The following is a 21129-nucleotide window of genomic DNA, read 5'->3' on the forward strand; positions in this document are numbered from 1 at the left end:
AATTCTTTGCGTGGGTTAACCCACGCTATGTTCAAGGCTGATGGCCAGCAGTTTCTGCGCTTCCACGGCGAATTCCAGCGGCAGCTCTGAGAAGACATCCTTGCAGAAACCATTAACGATCATGGAAATGGCATCGTCTTCACTGATCCCGCGCTGCAGGCAGTAGAACAGCTGATCTTCACCAATACGCGATGTCGTCGCTTCATGCTCCAGCTGCGCAGTGTTGTTGCGCACTTCCACATACGGGAAAGTATGTGCCCCACATTCAGCGCCAATCAGCATGGAATCACACTGGGTAAAGTTACGGGCGTTGGTGGCAGTTGGCATGATTTTGACCAGACCACGATAGGTGTTCTGGCTGGTGCCGGCAGAGATCCCTTTCGAGATAATGGTCGACTTGGTGTTTTTACCAATGTGGATCATCTTGGTGCCGGTATCTGCCTGCTGACGGCCGCTGGTCAGCGCCACGGAGAAGAACTCACCAATGGAGTTATCACCGCGCAGGATGACGCTGGGGTATTTCCAGGTAATCGCTGAACCGGTTTCAGACTGGGTCCATGACATCTTGCTGTTCTCGCCTTCGCACAGCGCGCGTTTCGTCACGAAGTTGAGAATACCGCCTTCTGAATCACCGCCTGAGAACCAGTTCTGCACCGTAGAGTATTTCACTTCAGCATCTTTGTGGATGATCACTTCCACTACCGCCGCATGAAGCTGGTAGGTGTCACGCACGGGTGCGGAACAACCTTCGATGTAGCTGACGTAGCTTCCTTCATCGGCGATCAGGATGGTACGCTCGAACTGGCCGGTCTTCGCCGCATTGATGCGGAAGTAGGTCGACAGCTCCATCGGGCAGCGCACGCCTTTTGGGATATAAACGAAGGTGCCGTCCGATGCGACGGCAGAGTTCAGCGCCGCAAAGAAGTTGTCGTTTGCCGGCACAACCGTGCCCAGATACTGTTGCACCAGCTCCGGATGTTCGTGAATAGCCTCGCCGAAGGAGCAGAAGATAATGCCCTCTTTCGCTAGCTTATCGCGGTAAGTGGTGGACACTGACACCGAGTCAAAAATGGCATCAACAGCCACTTCCTGCCCTTCGCGTACCGGTACACCCAGCTGTTTGAAGGCGTCTTCCACTTCCTGGGTCAGATAGTTCGGCGCGTCGATGCCAGAAGCCTGCGTGGCACCCGGCTCAGAAGCGCAACTGTCATCACAGTTACCGCAGGATGGGGCGGAATAGTAGCTGTAATCCTGATAATCGAGCTTTTTGTAGTTCGCCTTCAGCCAGTGTGGTTCTTCCATTTCAAGCCACGCGGCAAATGCCTTCAGGCGGAAGTCGAGCATCCACTGAGGTTCGTTACGTTTGGCCGAAATGGCGCGCACCACATCTTCGTTGATGCCGTGCTCAAATTCTTCGGTTTGCAGTTGGGTAAAGAAGCCCTCTTTATAGTTCTGAGGGCTGCCTTCCCAAACCTGTACATCATCAGATGTGTCAGTATTACTAGGCATAAAGTTCACTCAACGCCAAAGCTCTCACCACAGCCGCAGGCGTGTTGAGCTTTAGGGTTATTAAATTTGAAAATCTGATTCAGGCCTTCGCGCACGAAATCAACTTCCGTGCCGTCGATGTAGGGCATCGCCTGGAGGGGCACGATTAATACCGCGCCGTTATGGCTGAACACCAAATCATCCGCCGCTGATTCTTTCGCCATATCCATGGTGTAACCAAAGCCGGCACAGCCGGAAGTCTTCACTCCCAGCTTCAGGCCCTTAATCTCCGGGTCACCTGCAGCCAGGCTGATGATTTGTTTTGCTGCGCTGTCAGTGAGCGTCAGCCCTTTCCAGATAAAGTCCTCTGGAGAAAAAGTGGCAGGATTTGCTGATTGCATAATTTACCTCACGATACGATAGCCCTTCGGGCTAGTGTCCCTATGTTAGTGATAACCTGAACCACTTCAACCTCTTGTTTTGCAGGGATAAAGGCTTCAGGTCCATTTTAGAGACGCTTTTCTAAGTTTAGACCCTGTAAAACAGATTGCGCGTTGGCGAAAAGCAGCCCGACATGAAAAGATAAACGGTTGAAAACAAAATGTTTATATTTTGTTATCTGCAACTAAATCATACGTTCTGTAATTTTAGCTTTTTCTCATGCCGCATTTATCGGTATCACCAATTTTTCTGAGAGGTGGCATGTATCGATAAAAATTCCCTCTCAGTGATTGAATATTAACGCAGTTATAATATGATAATGATTATCATTAGCGCGAGTGGAACCCGTCATGAATCTGTCGATGAGTGCATGGCTGCAACATAAAATTGATGAATATAAGTTTTCCGTCCGTGATATCACCGTCGATTTCTATATGGCTCAGGCCAAATTAAACCGGCCTGAATGTTCTATTGAACAACTGCGTAAGTTCAATGACACCTGCCTGGATATGGCCGAGCTCTGCCAGTTAAACGGCGACGATCAGAGTTATCTGCACGCTCTGGGTAAACTTCATCAACGTCTGATTGTTGAGTTGAGCAACACCTCCCGCGAACGGCTGTACCGGATGCAGGCCTGGCAACTGGCGCGCCATTCCCTCAGTCGCTTATGTCATCAACTGGCAATGAACGGCGAATGGGATAAAGCCACCGTGTTGCAAAGCGAATTCGTTAAGCACGCGTCGTGGATTATGTGATCCTGAGGGGATTATACCGCGTGCTACGGATACGAAAAACCCCGTAAAAAACAGGGTTATCGCTCAGATTACCGCAGTAGTGAGACGGGACGTACAGCACAGGCGGTTCTGATCATCGAAAATTTCTATTTGCCACACCTGATGCCGCCGGCCAATGTGCACCGCCCGACAGACCCCACGCACTTCTCCTTCCCGGGCGGCACGCAGATGATTAGCATTAATTTCCAGCCCGACCACCTGCTGTTCGCCTGCGGTACAGAGGTAGCCTGCCATCGAGCCCAGAGTTTCTGCCAGTACCACCGAGGCGCCGCCGTGCAGCAGGCCAAACGGCTGCTTCGTGCGCCGGTCAACCGGCATCACCGCCTCAATCCTGTCTTCCGCCAGTACGGTAAAACATATGCCGATATGCTCAACCAGGGTTTCTTTACTGCCCTGATTAAGCTGTTCAAGCGTTGCCTGACGTTGCCAGATAGACATCAGATGATCTCCAGTAGTGCCTGCAGAGGATGGCGTATCCCGCTCCCTTCAACACGCTTCACCTGACTTCGGCAGGAATAGCCTGTCGACAGACAGCGCTGACGGGGCAGTTTTTGTAATGCCTGCTGCCAGGACAGAGCATAAATTCCCAGCGAATTATCAAGATTTTTGGCTTCGTGCCCGTAGGTTCCGGCCATGCCGCAGCACCCCACGCTGATGTTTTCAAGTGTTGCACCGAAGCGGGCAAAGATAGTTTCCCACTGTTTGACCGACCCGGGCAGTGCGGTCACTTCCGTACAGTGACCAAACAGATACCAGGCCTCCCCTTCTGCCGGCGACGGCGTTCGGACGGACACAACCGTCTGCAACCACTCATGAACCAGCTGAACATGGAAATCACCACGTTTTTCGCCCAGCACCTGCTGGTATTCATCGCGATAGCACAACACCAGCGCCGGATCGACGCCCACCAGCGGAATACCCAGTCTGGCCACGCGGTTGAGGAATTCTGAGGTCTTCCGCGCCGTGCGGGCAAACTGCTGCAGGAAGCCCTTAATATGCTGTGCTTTTCCGTTGGGTGAGAACGGCAGTACCACCGCCGTATAGCCCAGCTTTTCAATCAGCCGGACAAAGTCTGCAATCAGCTGGGCTTCGTAGTAACTGGTAAAGGGATCCTGCACCACCAGCACGCACTGCGCGCGCTGTTCCGCACTCATCAGTTCCAGATCGTCCAGCGTGGTGCCCAGCGCACGGTGCCCCGCCAGCTGCTGCTTCAGCGTCGGAGACGATAGCAGCGGCAGGTCAACCATACCGATATGCCGCTGACTGAGCGATTTCACCCACGGCTGACGCAGGAAGAAGTTAAAGGTTTTCGGCGCCTTCGCCATCAGCGGTGCATAACTTTCTACTGTTGCGACAAGGTAATCGCTGGCGGGTCGCAAATAACGGGTGTGGTACAACTGCAGGAAGCGTGAGCGGAAGCCCGGAACATCAATTTTAATCGGGCACTGTGTCGAACAGGCTTTACACGCCAGACAGCCCGACATCGCCTCTTTGACCTCATGTGAAAAATCATACTGGCCGCGTTTTGCCTGCCAGCTGTTGCGGGTTCGCTGGATCATCCCACGCAGGCTGATCCCTTTCGACGGCAGTTGCTGCTCCAGCACCTGCGGATCGACGCCCTGCTCTGCCAGCAGGCGCAACCATTCACGCGTGAGCGTGGCACGTCCTTTTGGCGAGTGCATCCGGTTACTGGTGATTTTCATCGACGGACACATGGGGCTTTTCACGTCAAAGTTAAAGCACAAACCATTGCCGTTACACTCCATCGCCCCCCGCCAGTCGGTGCGAACGTTAACCGGGATCTGGCGATCCCAGGTTCCGCGTTTGTCTGCATCGACTTTCAGCATCGGGTCTTCAACCCCAAGGGGCGCACAGATTTTGCCAGGATTAAGCCGGTTAGCCGGGTCGAAAGCAGCCTTAATACGGCGAAGTTCGCCGTAAAGCGCATCGCCGAAGAACGACGGGCTGTATTCAGCACGGAAACCTTTACCATGCTCCCCCCACAGCAGGCCACCGTAGCGTGCCGTCAGTGCCACCACCTCATCGGAGATCTGCTTCATCAGCCTCTCCTGCTGCGGGTCACACATGTCCAGCGCCGGACGCACGTGCAGCACGCCGGCGTCGACGTGGCCGAACATGCCGTAGCTCAGGTTATGTCCGTCGAGTAGTGCGCGGAATTCCACAATATAGTCAGCGAGGTTCTGCGGCGGTACACAGGTGTCTTCAACAAAGGGAATCGGCTTGGCACGCCCTTTGGCGTTACCCAGCAGGCCCACCGCTTTTTTACGCATGCCATAGATACGTTCAATTCCGGCGACATCGTTACAAAGCTGGTAACCGATGACCCCACCCTCCTGCTGCACCATCAGGGCGTCCAGACGCTGGCACAGCGCATCCACCTGACTGTCGATCAGCGTTTTATCGTTCCCAGCAAACTCAACCATATTCAGGCCGAGCATCTCTTTATCAGGGATATCTGTGATCAGCTCGCTGACGGAATGCCAGACGATATCTTCCCGCGCCAGGTTCAACACCTTTGAGTCCACAGTTTCGACCGACAGGGCATTGGCTGCCACCATGAAGGGGGCATTGCGCAGCGCTGAATCAAAGGAGTCATATTTGATATTCACCAGCCGCCGTACTTTCGGTATCGGGGTGATATCCAGCGTGGCTTCAGCGATAAACGCCAGCGTCCCTTCGGCACCGCACAAAATGCGCGTCAGATCGACCTGCTGCAGATCATCGCTCAGGACATGGCGCAGATCGTAGCCGGTGAGGAAACGGTTAAGTTTGGGAAATTTTTCGATAATCAGGTCGCGCTGCAGACGGCAACGGTCCAGCACGACGCGATAAATCTGACCCTCTTTACCCGGCTGCTCTGCCCGTTTTTCTGCTTCACTGACCGGTATCGCGCAGGTATCCAGCACCTCCCCACCCAGCAGGACCGCTTTCAGCCCCAGCACATGATCAGAGGTCTTACCATAGACCAGCGACCCCTGACCGGATGCATCGGTGTTGATCATCCCCCCCAGGGTGGCACGGTTACTGGTAGACAGTTCGGGCGAGAAAAAATAGCCGAAAGGCTTGAGGTAAGCATTGAGCTGATCTTTGATCACGCCAGCTTCAACCCTCACCCAGCCCTCTTCAACATTAATCTCCAGAATCCGCTTCATATGGCGTGACATATCCACCACAATGCCCTGGTTCAGAGACTGGCCATTGGTGCCGGTGCCGCCGCCGCGCGGTGCGAAAACCAGCGAGGCGAAGCGGGTCTCCGCGGCCAGGCGCGCAATCAGCGCCACGTCAGCAGTGGAGCGGGGAAAAATGACCGCGTCCGGCAGCAGCTGATAGATGCTGTTGTCGGTGGACATGATCAGACGGTCAGCATAGCTTGTCGCCGTATCGCCAGTAAAACCATCCTGTTTTAAGGCATCCAAAAAACTCAGCACCAGCGGAACGAGACCCGGCGCCTGGGAAATCTGTGGGATCATTATCGGGTGACCAAAATGTTAGGTGAATCGTTTGCGTTGCTTATACTGCGCAGTTATCCGTTTTATCACATTTTTTTATGACCTGCCGTTATTTCAAAAAACGAAGCAAAAGAATAACCTGTTGTCTCTGTCACCAAAGCGTTTCATGCGTCATGATGAAAACGTCAGGGTCAGCCGAATCAAAGCGTCTGCGCTGCTTTTAAGCGTGAAATCGTATTTTACCTGAGGTCATTATTAGTCGATGAAGAACCCGCAAACTGGTTGGGATCTACCGCAAATCGTGTTTTTACTGCTGTTTATCAGCCTGACGATCGTGGCGTGTTTCTGGGTTGTACAACCCTTTATTCTGGGATTTGCCTGGGCCAGCATGGTGGTGATCGCCACCTGGCCCCTGATGATTAAAATTCAGGGCTGGCTCTGGGGCCGCCGCGGACTGGCGGTACTGGTGATGACCCTGCTGCTGATTCTGGTGTTTATTATCCCTGTCGCCCTGCTGGTCAACAGCCTGATAGAGAACAGTGCTCCGCTTTTTGCCTGGCTCAGTTCCGGTCACGTACAGATGCCGGAGTTACACTGGCTGAGAAGCACCCCGCTGGTAGGCAGAAAACTCTATTCGGCTTACCACAACCTGGTGGCGGGAGGGGGCTCGGCGCTGATTGCACAGATACAGCCTTATATAGGCCGCACAACCGGATTCTTCTTCGCCCAGGCCGGTCATTTTGGCCGTTTTATGATGCATATCGGCCTGATGTTGCTGTTCAGTGTGCTGCTGTACTGGCGCGGTGAACAGGTCGGTCACGGCATCCGCCACTTCGCTTTTCGTCTGGCGTCACGTCGGGGTGACGCTGCCGTGTTACTGGCGGGACAGGCGATTCGTGCTGTCGCTCTCGGAGTGGTGGTCACGGCGTTGGTTCAGGGTGTCCTGGGGGGGATTGGTCTCGCCATCTCCGGTATTCCTTATGCCGCCATCCTGACGGTACTGATGATTCTTTCCTGCCTGGTTCAGTTAGGACCCTTGATTGTCCTGGTTCCGGCCATTATCTGGTTGTACTGGAGTGGCGACACCACCTGGGGCACCGTACTGCTGGTCTGGAGCTGCGTCGTTGGCACGCTAGACAACGTGTTGCGGCCGATGCTGATCCGTATGGGGGCAGACCTGCCGCTGATCCTGATCCTCTCTGGTGTCATCGGGGGTTTAATCGCTTTTGGCATGATTGGATTGTTTATCGGGCCGGTGGTACTGGCTGTGTCTTACCGTCTGGTTTCCGTCTGGGTGCATGAAGCGCCCGCCCCCGATGAGGATCCCCTGGCAGTCGTGGAAGAACTGGCGGAAATTGAAGCCGAATCGTACCATTCTAAGCCATAGTTTCCTGTCGTTTGCAGCCGGTTTTCCGGCTGCAAACATTAATATCTGGAATATTTCTTTTTCTGAACATCGGATTCCTATTAGTAGAATTTATCACTAAACCGCTGTTTTTAGCCTTTCAAGGCTACACTTCGCTTCATTGCTGATGTTTTGTTCGCCTTCCGTCGTTAAAAATCCCCTTCTGCGTGAAAAAGTATTATGAGTTTTAAACTAATGAGATGATTCTTAAAGACGTCAGGAACGCGGTTGCATAGTATGGCTATCAAGTTTGAAACCAGACCAACGGTTTCTGAACAAAGTATTCCCCTGAGTAAAGAATTGCTGTGTGTAGTCTTTGCCCATCCCCTGTGATGGGCTTTTTTTTGCCTGAAATTTGTCAAAAAAAAGACGCCCCCTGAGAGGACGTCTGTAAGAGAAGATCGCGTTTTCTGACAGCGTTGCAGCTTACTTTTTCAGTTCTGCCAGACTCAACCAGGTTTGCACGACGGTATCCGGGTTCAGGGACAGACTGTCAATCCCCTCCTCCATCAGCCATGCGGCAAAATCCTCGTGATCGGATGGGCCCTGCCCGCAAATACCTACGTACTTGCCCTGCTTCTTCGCGGCGCGGATCGCCATCGACAGCAGTGCTTTCACCGCATCATTACGCTCGTCGAACAGTTCTGAAACCACGCCGGAGTCGCGGTCAAGGCCCAGCGTCAGCTGAGTCATATCATTTGAGCCGATGGAGAAACCATCAAAATAGTGCAGGAACGCTTCCGCCAGCAGAGCGTTTGACGGGATTTCGCACATCATGATGATTTTCAGCCCGTTTTCACCGCGCTTGAGCCCCTGACGTTCCAGCTCTTCAACGACTGCCTTCGCCTGAGCCACGGTGCGGACAAACGGCACCATGATCTCAACGTTGGTCAGCCCCATCTCATTACGTACCCGCTTCACCGCTGCACACTCCAGCGCGAAACAGTCGCGGAAGCTGTCGGCCACATAGCGCCCGGCCCCGCGGAAGCCCAGCATCGGGTTCTCCTCTTCAGGCTCGTAGTGCTCGCCGCCCACCAGGTTAGCATATTCGTTAGTTTTGAAATCAGACAGACGCACAATCACACGCTTAGGGGCAAAAGCCGCACCCAGAGTGGCGATCCCTTCCGTCAGTCGGCCCACGTAAAATTCCACCGGGTCATCAAAACCTTTCATCAACGAACGGATCTGCTGCTGCAGTTCCGGGGTCTGCTTATCGAACTCCAGTAGTGCTTTCGGATGCACCCCGATCATACGGTTAATGATGAACTCCAGACGCGCCAGCCCCACGCCCTCATTGGGCAAACAGGCAAAGTCAAAAGCACGGTCAGGGTTGCCGACGTTCATCATGATCTTCAGCGGCAACGACGGCATTTCGTCTACCTGCGAACTTTTGACCTCAAAGTCGAGCAGTTCATTGTAAACGTAACCGGTGTCCCCTTCGGCACAGGAAACCGTCACCTGATGCCCGTCTTTCAGGATATCGGTAGCATTCCCACAGCCTACCACCGCCGGAATACCCAGCTCGCGCGCGATAATGGCAGCATGGCAGGTACGTCCCCCACGATTGGTGACAATGGCAGAAGCCTTTTTCATGATCGGTTCCCAGTCCGGATCGGTCATGTCGGTGACCAGCACATCCCCTTTTTCAATGCGGTTCATTTCGCTGATATCGTGAATAACTTTCACCTCACCGGCACCGATACGATGGCCAATAGCGCGTCCTTCGACCACTACACTGCCTTTACCCTGCAGCGTGTAACGCTCCATCACCGACCCGTTAGAACGGACCGTCTCCGGGCGCGCCTGCACGATAAACAGTTTTCCGGTATGCCCGTCTTTAGCCCACTCAATATCCATCGGCCGCTGATAGTGTTTTTCAATCTGCACCGCCTGTGCCGCCAGCGCTTCTACTTCGCTGTCAGTCAGGGAGAATCTGTCACGATCGGCTTCAGGCACATCTTCAATTCTGACCTGCTCACCATGTTCCCTGGAATCGGCGTAAACCATGCGAATTTTTTTCGATCCCATGTTACGACGCACGATCGCCGGACGGCCTGCGGCCAGAGTCGGCTTATGCACATAAAATTCATCCGGGTTTACAGCCCCCTGCACCACCATTTCTCCTAACCCCAGCGCAGAGGTGATAAAGACCACCTGGTCGAACCCTGACTCGGTATCAATGGTGAACATCACTCCAGAGGAGGCGAGGTCAGAACGCACCATCCGCTGAACCCCGGCGGAGAGCGCTACGCCGCGATGGTCATAGCCCTGATGGACGCGATAAGAGATGGCACGATCGTTAAATAACGAGGCATAGACATGCTTCACCGCCACCAGCACTGCATCATACCCCTGAACATTCAGGAAGGTCTCCTGCTGTCCGGCGAAGGAAGCATCGGGCATATCTTCGGCCGTGGCAGAAGAGCGAACCGCGAACGACGCCTCGGCATCATCAGCAGAGAGCTGGTTATAGGCTTCGTGAATCGCTTTTTCCAGCTCAGGCGTGAATGGCGTTTCGACTATCCACTGACGGATCTGTTTACCCGCTTTTGCCAGTTCATCAACATCATCAATATTGGTCTTATCCAGCAGCGCATAGATACGCTGGTTGACGCCGCTTTGATCGAGAAACAGGTTGAACGCTTCTGAGGTTGTCGCAAAGCCGTTAGGCACGGAAACGCCCAGTGACGACAAGTTAGTAATCATTTCACCCAGAGAGGCATTTTTCCCCCCCACCCGATCTACATCGTTCATGCCAAGCTGGTTATACCAGAGCACAAGCGGCAATTCGCCTTTATTGGACATTGAAGCAATCCTTGTAAGATTTAATTAAGAATATTAGGGACACAGCATTGCTTTCTGAGACTCGCACATATAGGCAGGATTGATAAAGTGTTGAATCGTTCAAGCAACGGCTAAATTTATTTTTTAAGAATACTCCGCCTTAAAAACCGCGTTGCGCAACATAGAAGATGATTAACCACCCTTAATTTTCAAGTAGATACGATAAAATCATTATCGTCGGGTTAATATAACTTGCGCAACAAAAAAGGATTCCCTGCGCGAATGTTTTAAAATGAAAGGGCGGTAAAGATGAATAGTAAACAGAAACGTGATTTCATTTTAAGTCACAATCTGCGATTCGTCTTATTTTATAAAAATAAAAAGTTCATATCATTAGTTAATGGTTTTTTTGTTTTATTTTGCAGGCGAAATCACGATTTGCTTTATTGATGCAGATTAATTTAGTCTGCTATGCCCCCTCGTAAGCGGAGAGAAAATGGACGTGAACGCTGAACGCAGTGTTTTTTATATTTCCGACGGCACGGCGATTACGGCCGAGGTGCTGGGCCATGCCGTACTGTCTCAGTTTCCTGTTGCTACCCAGAGCGTCACCCTGCCTTTTGTCGAAAATGTGCAGCGTGCTCAGGCCGTGAAAGCACAAATCAATGCGCTGTATCAGCAGAGTGGCGTGCGGCCACTGGTATTTATTTCGATTGTCACGCCAGAAATCCGCGACATCATCTTAGAGAGCGATGGCTTCTGCCAGGATATTGTTCAGTCTCTGGTGGCCCCACTCCAGCAGGAACTCGGGGTTGAACCGGATCCTATCGCTAACCGTACGCACGGACTGACGGCCGGAAATCTCGGCAAGTACGATGCCCGTATTGCCGCCATTGACTATACCCTGGCGCACGACGACGGGATCTCGTTACGCGGGCTGGAAGCGGCTCAGGTGATCCTGTTAGGCGTATCGCGCTGTGGCAAAACTCCGACCAGCCTCTACCTGGCAATGCAGTTCGGCATCCGCGCGGCGAATTATCCCTTTATCGCTGACGATATGGATAACCTGAAGCTTCCCCCGGCGCTTAAGCCCTTCCAGAATAAACTGTTCGGACTGACCATTGATCCGGAACGCCTTGCGGCTATTCGCCAGGAAAGGGCAGAAAACACCCGGTATGCATCAATGCGCCAGTGCCGGCTTGAGGTGGGGGAAGTGGAAGCCCTGTTCCGCACCCATCAGATCCGTTACCTTAACAGTACCAATTATTCGGTTGAGGAGATCGCCACTAAAATCCTCGATATCATGGGTCTTACAAGACGTATGTACTGATTTTCCCACCTCCGGCGCGGCTCACTGGCGCCGGAAATGCGATAACCCTGCTGTTTTGCGGTTGAAATCATCGCGGTTTGGTTTAAGGTGAACGCCATTACTTCCCGGTATTCCTGCCGTTGCGAAGACAAATTTTAGAGACCGCCATGAACAAAACAGATGAACTGCGGACCGCGCGCATCGACAGCCTGGTGACGCCTGCTGAACTGCAGGATCGCCTGCCGATCACGCCAGCCATCGTCGAGAACGTCACCACATCACGTCAAAAGATCTCCCGCATCCTGAACGGTGAAGATAAGCGCCTGCTGGTGGTGGTTGGCCCCTGCTCGCTTCACGATCCTGCCGCCGCACTGGAGTATGCAGAGCGTCTTAATGCCCTGCGGGATAAGTATCATTCCCGTCTGGAAATCGTTATGCGTGCCTATTTCGAAAAACCGCGCACGGTGGTGGGCTGGAAGGGATTGATTTCCGACCCTGACCTGGACGGCAGCTTCAGGCTCAATCACGGGCTGGCAGTGGCGAGAAAGCTACTGCTGGATATTAATGCGCTGGGCATGCCCACTGCCACCGAGTTTCTGGATATGGTGATCGGGCAGTTTATTGCCGATCTGATTAGCTGGGGAGCCATTGGTGCCCGCACCACGGAAAGCCAGATCCATCGCGAAATGGCCTCCGCCCTCTCCTGTCCGGTCGGTTTTAAAAACGGTACCGATGGCAATACACGCATTGCCGTCGATGCTATCCGGGCAGCGCGCGTCAGCCATATGTTTCTGTCGCCGGATAAGCACGGTCAGATGACCATTTATCAGACCAGCGGGAATCCGTCCGGGCATATCATCATGCGTGGTGGTAAAACCCCCAATTACCATGCGCAGGATATTGCGGATGCCGTCGCCCATCTGCGTGAATTTCACCTGCCTGAGCAACTGGTGGTCGATTTCAGCCACGGCAACTGTCTTAAACAGCACCGCCTGCAAAAAACAGTATCCGACAGCATCGCACAGCAGATCCGCAGCGGATCGACGGCCATTGCCGGTGTGATGATCGAAAGTTTTCTGCAGGAAGGGACGCAGAAAGTGATCCGCGACACTCCGCTGGTCTATGGCCAGTCGATTACCGACCCCTGTCTGGGCTGGGACGACACGGCCAGTGTCCTGCAGCAGTTGGCAGACGCTGTCGACAGCCGCTTCTGATTGCCTGAGCCGGCCCCTTGCGGGTCGGCTTTTTCCGCTTCATCCCCCCTTTTGCGCAAACTGTTTCCTCAACGTTAATTTTTGCTTGCACACCGCCGCCTTTCATTGATAATGATTATCATTATGATAATGAATCCCTTTTCCTTTTAGCAACTTCCTTGAGGACACAGCATTGACGGCACACTACCCGCACTACTGCGAATTAAAACAACAGCACCCGGAAAAATACGCCCGCGACCTGGCCGCAATGATGGGGATCAGTGAGGCGGAACTGACATTCGCCCGTATCGGACATCAGGCCCGGATGCTGCGCCCTGCTATGCGTGAGTTGCTGCATGCGCTGGAAGCGGTGGGAGAAACCAAATGCATCACCCGCAACGACTATGCTGTGCACGAGCACCTCGGCGTATTCAGCAATATTCATCTTAACGACCACGCAGGTATCGTGCTGAATCCGCGTGCGCTGGATCTGCGGGTATTTGTTAATCAGTGGGCCAGCGTTTTCCATCTGCAGGAGATGACCGGCCACGGCGAACGTCAGAGTATTCAGTTTTTTGACCTGCACGGTGATGCAGTGCTGAAAGTGTATACCACCGAAAATACCCACATGGATGCCTGGCAGCAGCTGATTGCCGGCTACCGGTCAGAATCGCCAGCGTCTTTCAGCGTGACCACCGCCATCCCCCCCACCTTTGCCGGTGAGATTGACGCGGCACGAATTGAGTCTGAATGGCGGGCGATGACGGATGTGCACCAGTTTTTCCGCCTGCTGAAAAAGCATGATGTCTCACGGCAGCAGGCCTTCCGTGCCGTCAGCGACGATCTGGCCTGGCAGGTCAGCAATCCGTCGCTGGCCAGGTTACTGGACCAGGTCTGTCAGGATGGCAATGAGATCATGATATTTGTCGGAAACCGTGCCTGCGTACAGATCTTTACCGGTACGATTGAAAAAGTCATGCCGATGCGTAACTGGCTGAACATCTTTAATCCGGCCTTCACCCTGCATCTTCAGGAGGAGCAGATTGCTGAAAGCTGGATCACCCGCAAGCCGACTGCCGATGGGATGGTCACCAGCCTGGAGCTGTTTGCCGCCGACGGGACACAGATTGCCCAGATCTACGGTCAGCGCAGCGAAGGCCAGCCGGAACAACCGCGCTGGCGTGAGCAGCTGGCGGCTCTCAGCGTGAAAGGAGATAATCTGTGAAAGCCGCCCTGTTCGCCCTGTTCGCCCTGCCGCTGGCGTTCACCGCCGCCGCGACAGAGCGCATTGTCAGTATCGGTGGCGATGTCACTCAAATCATCTATGCCCTTGATGCCCAGCAGGAACTGGTCGCACGCGACAGTACCAGTCTGCATCCGGCCGTGGTCAAAAAACTGCCTGACGTCGGCTATATGCGCCAGTTAAATGCTGAAGGTATTCTGGCGCTGAAACCCACACTGGTGATCGCCAGCGAACTGGCCAAACCGACACTGGCCCTGCAGCAGGTCGCGCAAAATGGTGTGAAAGTTGTGGATGTCACGGGAAGAGCCGATATCGCCGCCATCAGTGAAAAGATTGCGACAGTTGCCGCCACCCTGCATCGTGAAGAGGCCGGAAGCGCTTTACAGGCCCGGGTAAAAAAACAGCTGGCCAGCATCCCGGCTAAACCGCTGCCGGTCAAGGTGCTGTTTATCCTCGCTCACCAGGGAATGGGCACCATGGCAGCCGGCAGCGAGACCTCCGCCGATGCGGCGATCAAGGCTGCCGGTTTGCAGAATGCGATGGCCAGTATCCGTCGCTATCAGCCGCTGTCGCAGGAGGGCGTGATCGCCAGCGCCCCGCAGTTAATTGTGGCAACGCGCGACGGTATTAAAACATTGGGCGGTGAAGCGAATCTCTGGAAACTGCCGGGTATCGCACTGACGCCGGCAGGCCAGCATCAGCAGTTGCTGGTGGTGGATGATATGGCGCTGCTCGGCTTCGGTATCGATACCCCGGGTGCGATCCTGAAACTGCGTCAGGCGGCGGAAGCCCTGCCGTGATGCCGGTAAGAACGCTGCGCTGGCTGGGCGTCCTCTTTATGCTGTTAGTTGTCCTGGCCTTCAGTGCGGCTAACACCGGGGCGATGTCGCTGACCCTCCCCGCACTATGGCGGTCCGGGTTTGATGGCAGTCTCTGGCAAATCTGGTTTACCATCCGTCTGCCCCGGGTTTTGCTGGCGGTGATTGTAGGCGGCGCGCTGGCCCTGTCCGGATGTGTCATGCAGGGGCTGTTTCGCAACCCCCTGGCCGATCCCGGTCTGCTCGGCATCAGCAGCGGCGCAGCACTGGCCGTCGCGATTTCTATCGTCCTTTCGCTGTCATTACCCGGCGTGCTGATGCTTTACCTGCCCTTACTGGCGGCCTTTCTCGGCAGTCTGGCCGTTACGCTGGTGATCTTTCTGCTGAGTCGACAGGGTCTGACCGGTCTGAGCCGTCTGCTGCTGGTGGGCATTGCCATTAACGCGCTTTGCGGCGCGGCGGTGGGGGTACTTTCCTGGCTGAGTACCGACCAGCAGCTGCGACAGTTGTCACTGTGGGGGATGGGCAGCCTGGGTCAGGCGCAGTGGCCTACCGTTCTGGTGTGCGCCTCGGTCGTCGTGCCCTGCATGGTGCTGGTTCAGCGGCTGGCAATCCGTCTCAATCTGCTCCAGTTGGGTGAAGAAGAGGCGCACTATCTGGGGGTGGACGTGGCGCGCACCCAGCGCTATTTGCTGGTATTGAGCGCCTTTCTGGTGGCCTCTGCCGTTGCCGTCAGCGGCGTGATCGGTTTTATTGGCCTGGTCGTGCCGCATCTGATGCGTTTCTGGCTGGGCGGCGATCACCGCTGGCTGCTGCCTTCATCACTGATGAGCGGTGCGATCCTGCTGCTTCTGGCCGATACTCTGGCGCGTACCCTCGTCGCCCCGGCGGAAATGCCGGTGGGTCTGCTGACCAGCCTGATCGGCGGCCCCTGGTTCCTGTGGCTAATCCTGCGCCGCCGTGGAGGTCTTAATGGCTGATGAACTGCGTGCCAGCGGGCTGAGTTACCAGCGGGACCAGCGCTGGCTGATTGACGATGTATCCCTCACCCTTAAACCCGGTGAGCTGGTTTCACTGATTGGCCCAAACGGTGCGGGGAAGTCAACGCTGTTACGCCTGCTGACCGGGTTTATCCCCCCTCACCGGGGTCAGTGTCTGTTAAACGGCGAGCCGCTGGCGCAGTGGTCGGCAGCACGACTTTCACGGCAGCGCGCGGTTATGCGCCAGCAAAGCAGCATGGCTTTTCCACTCAGTGTGTTTGATGTGGTGGCAATGGGCCGCGCGCCCTGGCATGGCCCGGTGCAGCTGGTCGTGGAAGCGGTGATGGCATTAACCGGCTGCGACGGGCTGGCCCGACGCGACTATCTGCAACTTTCCGGCGGAGAACAGCAGCGGGTGCAGCTTGCCAGGGCGCTGGCCCAGCTATGGCGGCAGGATGGGCCTTATGGCTGGCTGTTCCTGGATGAACCGACATCAGCACTGGATCTTTATCATCAGCAGCACCTGTTGCGTTTGCTGTCGCAGCTGACGCAGCGATATGCACTCAACGTCTGCTGTGTTCTGCACGATCTGAACCTCGCTTCGCTATGGTCCGACCGGGTGATGCTGCTGGCTGAGAGCCGGCTGGTGGCGCAGGGCCGGCCAGAGGAGGTGCTGAATGAAGCCACACTGAAGCGCTGGTATCACGCTGATGTGCTGGTGCACCCCCATCTGACCGAGGGGGTACCCCAAATCGCGCTGCGTCGCTAGCTGGAGCAGCTCACTTCCAGCTTTTTACCCCATTCCGGCGGGCGACGCGTCAGATCAGCAAACTCTGGCAGGTCATCAAACGGACGCAACAGCGCCTGATGCAGTCGGGTCAGTGCGCTGATATCCTCCTGTTCTGCCTGTTCTATCGCCTGCTGCGCCAGGTAATTGCGCAGAACCAGCGCCGGATTGGCCAGCCTCATCGCCTGCTGCCGTTCATCGTCGCTGCGCTCCTCCTGTAACAGGCGCTGACGGTAGACATTGTACCAGTCGTCAAACGCCTCCCGATCGATAAACTCATCGCGCAGCGGCGAGCGGGACGCCTGCTGTTCCGTCTGGCTCAACTGCCGGAACGTGCGGGTATAGTCACTGCCCTCTTTCGTCATCAGCGACAACAGGCCTGTCAGAATATGATTATCGTCTTTACCGGCCGTCAGCAGGCCCAGCTTCGCGCGCATTTTTTCACCCCAGCAGCGCATCAGCTCTGTTTCGTATCCTGAAAGCGCCTGTTTTAACTGTTCGGTGCTCATCAGGCCCGACAGCGCGTGTGCCAGACGATTAAGGTTCCACAGACCGATCATCGGCTGATTTTCAAAGCTGTAACGCCCCTGGTGATCGGAGTGGTTACAGATAAAGCCCGGCTGATAGTCATCCAGGAAGCCATAAGGACCATAGTCCAGGGTCAGACCCAGAATCGACATGTTGTCAGTGTTCATTACGCCGTGCGCAAATCCCACGCTCTGCCAGCCCGCAATCAAACGGGCGGTGCGTTTCACCACGTCGCTAAACCACAGCAGATACTTATCCGGTTCCTGCTGCCACTGCGGCCAGTGGTGACGGATAACGTAGTCGGCCAGTCGGGTAACATTGTCCTGCTGGCCGAGATAATAGAAGTGTTCAAAGTGGCCGAAACGCACGTGGCTCTCTGCCACGCGCAGCAGCATGGCACCAGGTTCGGCCGTTTCGCGGTAAACCGGCTCATCGCTGGTGACCACCGTTAGCGCACGCGAAGTGGCAATGCCCAGCGCATGCATCGCTTCAGAGGCGAGGAACTCACGCAGCGTGGAGCGCAGTACAGCCCGACCATCCCCCATTCGCGAATAGGGGGTCAGTCCGGCTCCTTTCAGGTGCCAGTCAACTTTACGGCCATCAGAGAGCTGTTGCTCCCCCAGTAACAGGCCACGACCGTCACCCAGCTGCCCCGCCCAAACGCCAAACTGATGCCCACTGTAAACCTGGGCCAGCGGTTGCATACCCGCCAGACGCGTCTCACCGCTCCACAGGCCGACATGCTCCGCGCTGAACAGGCTGTCATCAAGGCCCAGCTCCTGCGCCAGCGGCGCACTGTGATACAGCAGTCGGGGATTTTTTAACGGCGTTGGCTCTACAGCGGTGTAAAAACCACTCAGCTCCTGATACCAGGTGTTATTGAATTGCATGGCGCCTCCATCAGTGCCATTGGGAACATCCCCGCTGACGCATACAGTGTAGTGCGCGGCGAGGCTGGCAAACACAGAGATTTTTCAGGGTTATTGCAACACGCGTTCCCAAAGTGGCTCGGGAGGGGCCGTCAGGAGAATCAACTCGTCTTCACAGACGGAGGGGAAGAGTGCACTTTGAATACCATCAAAAGCATAGTCACGTATCGTTTGCAGTCCGTTTAAGTCATCCACCCCCTGCACCACAACTTCCTGGCAGTGGGGTTTGATATGATCGAGGATAGCGCTGATAAAGGGATGGAAAGATAACCGTTTAATATTATGCTGGATAAAGACCCTATCCAGTTTAATACGATAAAAGAGATCGTCAAAAACCGCCTTTGACGTCGACTTTCCCGCACCATAATTACTCAGACTTAAGCTAAATTTCTCACTCAGTGCCTGCAGAGTATTATTATCTCTGCCTGCATTTAAACCAGGAAAGCTTTCGCTGATTTCCAGCTCAATGCAATCAATCTGGCACATCCTTTTCAGAAGAAACTCACTGCCGAGGATAGTCTCGGCAAGTGGCATATCAATATTAATAGCCACTTTAATGCCATGGTTACTGAAAAATTCGTAATGTTTTTCCAGCACATTAATTTGTTGCTGCAACAAAAGGACACGCTGCCGGTCATTTAATAATACCGTCAGGATCTCCTGTGGCATGGCAACATTAGCGCTTGCATGGGTAAAGTGAGTTAACATTTCAACAGACGATAATCGCCCGCCAGGAGTGTATACCGGGCAGAATGCTGTGTAAGTTTGACAATCTGCTTCCAGAAAGATGTTCATCTTATTTCGCCATTATTAAGCGGCACTCACCGCATCCTATATCAACAAAATAGGACAAGCAACAGTGTAAAGAGACCGTCACTTTGCGGAAATTCAATTGCAGTGTGCTTTTGCTTCTAATCCAGAACGTTAAGCTAACACAAAACTGACATAAACGTTGCTTTTCGCTATCACTCATCTGGCAGGAGAAATAAATTCTGTGGTTTCTTTTTAGCTCTTTTTTACTAAAAAGTGGTCAGATGTCACCTGAAAAGCGACTTAAGGACAATTATCAGTAAAGATGTATTTTAAATCCATTTCATGATTTTAAAGCTTCCTTCCACTATTTACAGGCAAAAAAACGTTGTCTCCGGGGCTGATTAAATACGCCTTGCCTGCCAGAATACTTTTCGCCAGTAAACATTATCCAGTGACGAACGCGTCACGCCCTGACTGGTGGAAGCATGGATAAACTGATTGTCTGTGTCGTAAATTCCCACGTGCAGACCATTTTCTCCACTGCCCGTTTTGAAGAAAACCAGATCGCCAGGTAATAACTGTGATTTGTCGATGCGGGTCCCGATATCGGTCTGCGCAGAAGTGGTGCGGGGTAGCTGCATATTAAAACGATCGCGAAAGGTCAGATAAACAAAACCTGAGCAGTCAACACCACCGCGACTCATGCCGCCATAACGATACGGGGCACCGCGCCACTGCCCCAGCTGATCGTTAAGCTGCGCTATAACGGTGATTGAATCAGAAAGCCGGCCATCTGGCGCCGGAGCACGGCTACTACAACCTGCCAGCATGATCACTAACAGCAGAAACCAGTAACGCATAACACATCCCTCAGTAGCAACATCAGTAACCTGACGGCAGTCTTCAGATAAGGCTGTTCAGCACAGCGTGGTCAACAACGACTGGCCTTCACTCTTCAGCAAACGAAACGACACGCCATACAGCGCGCTGAGATGTTCAGGCGTCAGTACCTGGCCCGGATGCCCCTGTAATGCACTCTGCCCAGGCCGCATCAGCCAGATGCTGTCGGCATAGCGCAGGGAGTGATTGATATCGTGGCTGCTCATAATGACACTCACACCTTTTGCCGTTATCGCCGGAAGAAGAGTGTCGAAGGCCACCTGCTGGGCTATATCCAACCCGGTTAACGGCTCATCGAGCAGCAACAGTTTACCTTCCGGTTGGCTAATCTGTAAAAAGACAGCGGCCAGCCGTACGCGCTGCCATTCACCCCCGGAGAGTTGAGTGAGTGGCCGGGCAAGTTTATCGTCCAGCAGTAACGCCTTAGCCAGTGACTGCAGCATCTGTTGCGATTCAATACCCTGTTGCTGCACATGCATCATAAGGTAATGCCAGACCGGCATCTGCCCCGGAGGCTGCTGCTGTTGTGGCAGATAAGCGCGCTGGCGAGCCAGATGCCGTCCAGGCCATGCCCCCACCGGGAGCCCCGCCAACGTCACGTTTCCCTCACAGGGGAGCAGTCCGGCTATAGCGGTCAGGAGTGAGCTTTTTCCCGCGCCATTAGGCCCCACCAGATGAATAACCTGCCCGGCTCCGACGCGAGCGCTGAAAGGAAACAAGCGCCCTTCCAGCGCAACGCCTGTTAATTCCAGCAGCATACGTTATGCCAGCGCCTTGTGGATAAGCGCGACCAGTTGCGGGTCGTTGGGTGCGGTATCCGGCGAGAAACGCTGCAGCACCGTACCATCACGCCCAATAATAAACTTTTCAAAATTCCACAGGATATCTCCTGGCTGCTTCGGCGCACGTCCTTTACTGCTCATACGCGCCAGGAAGCCACTCCCCTCGGGCGCTGTCGCCTGAGGCTGTGCCGCCACCAGCTTTTCATAAAGCGGATGACGCTGCGGGCCGTTAACTTCTGTCTTGCTGAACATGGGGAAAGTGACACCATAAGTAGTACTGCAGAAAGTTTTAATTTCAGCCTCACTGCCGGGCTCTTGTTCCAGAAACGCATTACATGGGAACCCCAGCACCGTCAGCCCCTGTCCATGCAACTCTTTTTGCAATTTTTCCAGTTCTTCATACTGGGGTGTCAGTCCACACTTTGAAGCCACATTGACGACCAGCAACACATCGCCCTGCCACTGAGCAAGGGTTGTTTTTTCACCATCCAGCGTCACCAGTTCTGTATCGAAAATACTCATCGT

18 protein-coding genes and 1 other RNA gene are annotated in these 21129 nt (G+C 54.3%); 9 read left to right on the forward strand and 10 right to left on the reverse strand.

Annotated features, from left to right (window positions below; translation table 11 throughout):
- Positions 1-15 precede the first annotated feature (15 nt).
- A complete protein-coding gene (gene sufB, locus K6L24_RS11995) occupies positions 16-1509 on the reverse strand; it encodes a Fe-S cluster assembly protein SufB (RefSeq protein WP_222681500.1) in 1494 nt (497 codons plus the stop codon).
- Positions 1510-1514: 5 nt separating this feature from the next.
- Positions 1515-1889 carry a Fe-S cluster assembly scaffold SufA gene (gene sufA, locus K6L24_RS12000; protein ID WP_062743479.1) on the reverse strand — a complete coding sequence of 125 codons (375 nt, stop codon included), beginning with the start codon at positions 1887-1889 and terminating at the stop codon, positions 1515-1517.
- A gap of 390 nt (positions 1890-2279) precedes the next feature.
- Between sufA and K6L24_RS12005 the strand changes: the two genes are divergently transcribed.
- Positions 2280-2684, forward strand: a complete 405-nt coding sequence (locus tag K6L24_RS12005) for a hypothetical protein (RefSeq protein WP_062743480.1) — start codon at positions 2280-2282, stop codon at positions 2682-2684.
- Between the two features lie 63 nt (positions 2685-2747).
- Here K6L24_RS12005 and K6L24_RS12010 read toward each other — a convergent pair whose 3' ends face one another.
- Positions 2748-3161 carry a hotdog fold thioesterase gene (locus K6L24_RS12010; RefSeq protein WP_062743481.1) on the reverse strand — a complete coding sequence of 138 codons (414 nt, stop codon included), beginning with the start codon at positions 3159-3161 and terminating at the stop codon, positions 2748-2750.
- Complete coding sequence (gene ydiJ, locus K6L24_RS12015; protein ID WP_062743482.1) at positions 3161-6214, reverse strand: D-2-hydroxyglutarate dehydrogenase YdiJ; 3054 nt, start codon at positions 6212-6214, stop codon at positions 3161-3163. Before ydiJ ends, K6L24_RS12010 begins: the two co-directional genes overlap by 1 nt.
- 241 nt (positions 6215-6455) lie before the next feature.
- Between ydiJ and ydiK the strand changes: the two genes are divergently transcribed.
- Together ydiK and rprA are read left to right on the forward strand one after the other, a co-directional pair.
- Positions 6456-7580 carry an AI-2E family transporter YdiK gene (ydiK, locus tag K6L24_RS12020; RefSeq protein WP_062743483.1) on the forward strand — a complete coding sequence of 375 codons (1125 nt, stop codon included), beginning with the start codon at positions 6456-6458 and terminating at the stop codon, positions 7578-7580.
- A 264-nt stretch (positions 7581-7844) separates the two neighbouring features.
- An RNA gene (rprA, locus tag K6L24_RS12025) (antisense sRNA RprA) lies at positions 7845-7946 on the forward strand.
- A gap of 78 nt (positions 7947-8024) precedes the next feature.
- Here the strand turns inward: rprA and ppsA are convergent.
- Positions 8025-10403 (reverse strand): phosphoenolpyruvate synthase, encoded by a 2379-nt coding sequence (gene ppsA / locus K6L24_RS12030; RefSeq protein ID WP_118664225.1) that lies wholly within the window; start codon positions 10401-10403, stop codon positions 8025-8027.
- A gap of 475 nt (positions 10404-10878) precedes the next feature.
- Here ppsA and ppsR point away from each other — a divergent pair, with 475 nt between their 5' ends.
- From ppsR to K6L24_RS12060, 6 genes are all read left to right on the forward strand, one after another.
- A complete protein-coding gene (gene ppsR, locus K6L24_RS12035) occupies positions 10879-11712 on the forward strand; it encodes a posphoenolpyruvate synthetase regulatory kinase/phosphorylase PpsR (RefSeq protein WP_062743485.1) in 834 nt (277 codons plus the stop codon).
- 146 nt (positions 11713-11858) lie between these two features.
- Positions 11859-12905 carry a 3-deoxy-7-phosphoheptulonate synthase gene (locus K6L24_RS12040; RefSeq protein ID WP_222681501.1) on the forward strand — a complete coding sequence of 349 codons (1047 nt, stop codon included), beginning with the start codon at positions 11859-11861 and terminating at the stop codon, positions 12903-12905.
- A 172-nt stretch (positions 12906-13077) separates the two neighbouring features.
- Complete coding sequence (locus K6L24_RS12045; RefSeq protein ID WP_062743487.1) at positions 13078-14109, forward strand: hemin-degrading factor; 1032 nt, start codon at positions 13078-13080, stop codon at positions 14107-14109.
- Positions 14106-14927, forward strand: coding sequence for a heme/hemin ABC transporter substrate-binding protein (locus tag K6L24_RS12050; RefSeq protein ID WP_118664226.1), 822 nt, complete (start codon positions 14106-14108; stop codon positions 14925-14927). The genes K6L24_RS12045 and K6L24_RS12050 overlap by 4 nt, the downstream gene beginning before the upstream one ends.
- Positions 14927-15925 carry a FecCD family ABC transporter permease gene (locus K6L24_RS12055; protein WP_062743489.1) on the forward strand — a complete coding sequence of 333 codons (999 nt, stop codon included), beginning with the start codon at positions 14927-14929 and terminating at the stop codon, positions 15923-15925. The genes K6L24_RS12050 and K6L24_RS12055 overlap by 1 nt, the downstream gene beginning before the upstream one ends.
- Positions 15918-16694, forward strand: coding sequence for a heme ABC transporter ATP-binding protein (locus K6L24_RS12060; protein WP_222681502.1), 777 nt, complete (start codon positions 15918-15920; stop codon positions 16692-16694). The genes K6L24_RS12055 and K6L24_RS12060 overlap by 8 nt, the downstream gene beginning before the upstream one ends.
- On the opposite strand, the gene K6L24_RS12065 is transcribed toward K6L24_RS12060, so the two are convergent.
- The 5 genes from K6L24_RS12065 to K6L24_RS12085 all read right to left on the reverse strand — a co-directional run bounded on the left by K6L24_RS12065 (position 16691) and on the right by K6L24_RS12085 (position 21126).
- A complete protein-coding gene (locus tag K6L24_RS12065) occupies positions 16691-18130 on the reverse strand; it encodes a protein adenylyltransferase SelO (RefSeq protein ID WP_062743491.1) in 1440 nt (479 codons plus the stop codon). The two genes, K6L24_RS12060 and K6L24_RS12065, sit on opposite strands and share 4 nt — an antisense overlap.
- 90 nt (positions 18131-18220) lie before the next feature.
- The gene (locus K6L24_RS12070; protein WP_062743492.1) at positions 18221-18964 is read right to left on the reverse strand and encodes an EAL domain-containing protein; all 744 of its coding nucleotides are present in this window, start codon (positions 18962-18964) and stop codon (positions 18221-18223) included.
- Positions 18965-19323: 359 nt separating this feature from the next.
- Positions 19324-19782 (reverse strand): NlpC/P60 family protein, encoded by a 459-nt coding sequence (locus tag K6L24_RS12075; RefSeq protein ID WP_062743493.1) that lies wholly within the window; start codon positions 19780-19782, stop codon positions 19324-19326.
- A 57-nt stretch (positions 19783-19839) separates the two neighbouring features.
- A complete protein-coding gene (btuD, locus tag K6L24_RS12080; RefSeq protein WP_062743494.1) occupies positions 19840-20580 on the reverse strand; it encodes a vitamin B12 ABC transporter ATP-binding protein BtuD in 741 nt (246 codons plus the stop codon).
- Positions 20581-20583: 3 nt separating this feature from the next.
- Positions 20584-21126, reverse strand: coding sequence for a glutathione peroxidase (locus K6L24_RS12085; RefSeq protein WP_062743495.1), 543 nt, complete (start codon positions 21124-21126; stop codon positions 20584-20586).
- Between the last annotated feature and the right edge of the window lie 3 nt (positions 21127-21129).

The organism is Erwinia persicina (assembly GCF_019844095.1).
Classification (GTDB): Bacteria; Pseudomonadota; Gammaproteobacteria; order Enterobacterales; family Enterobacteriaceae; genus Erwinia; species Erwinia persicina.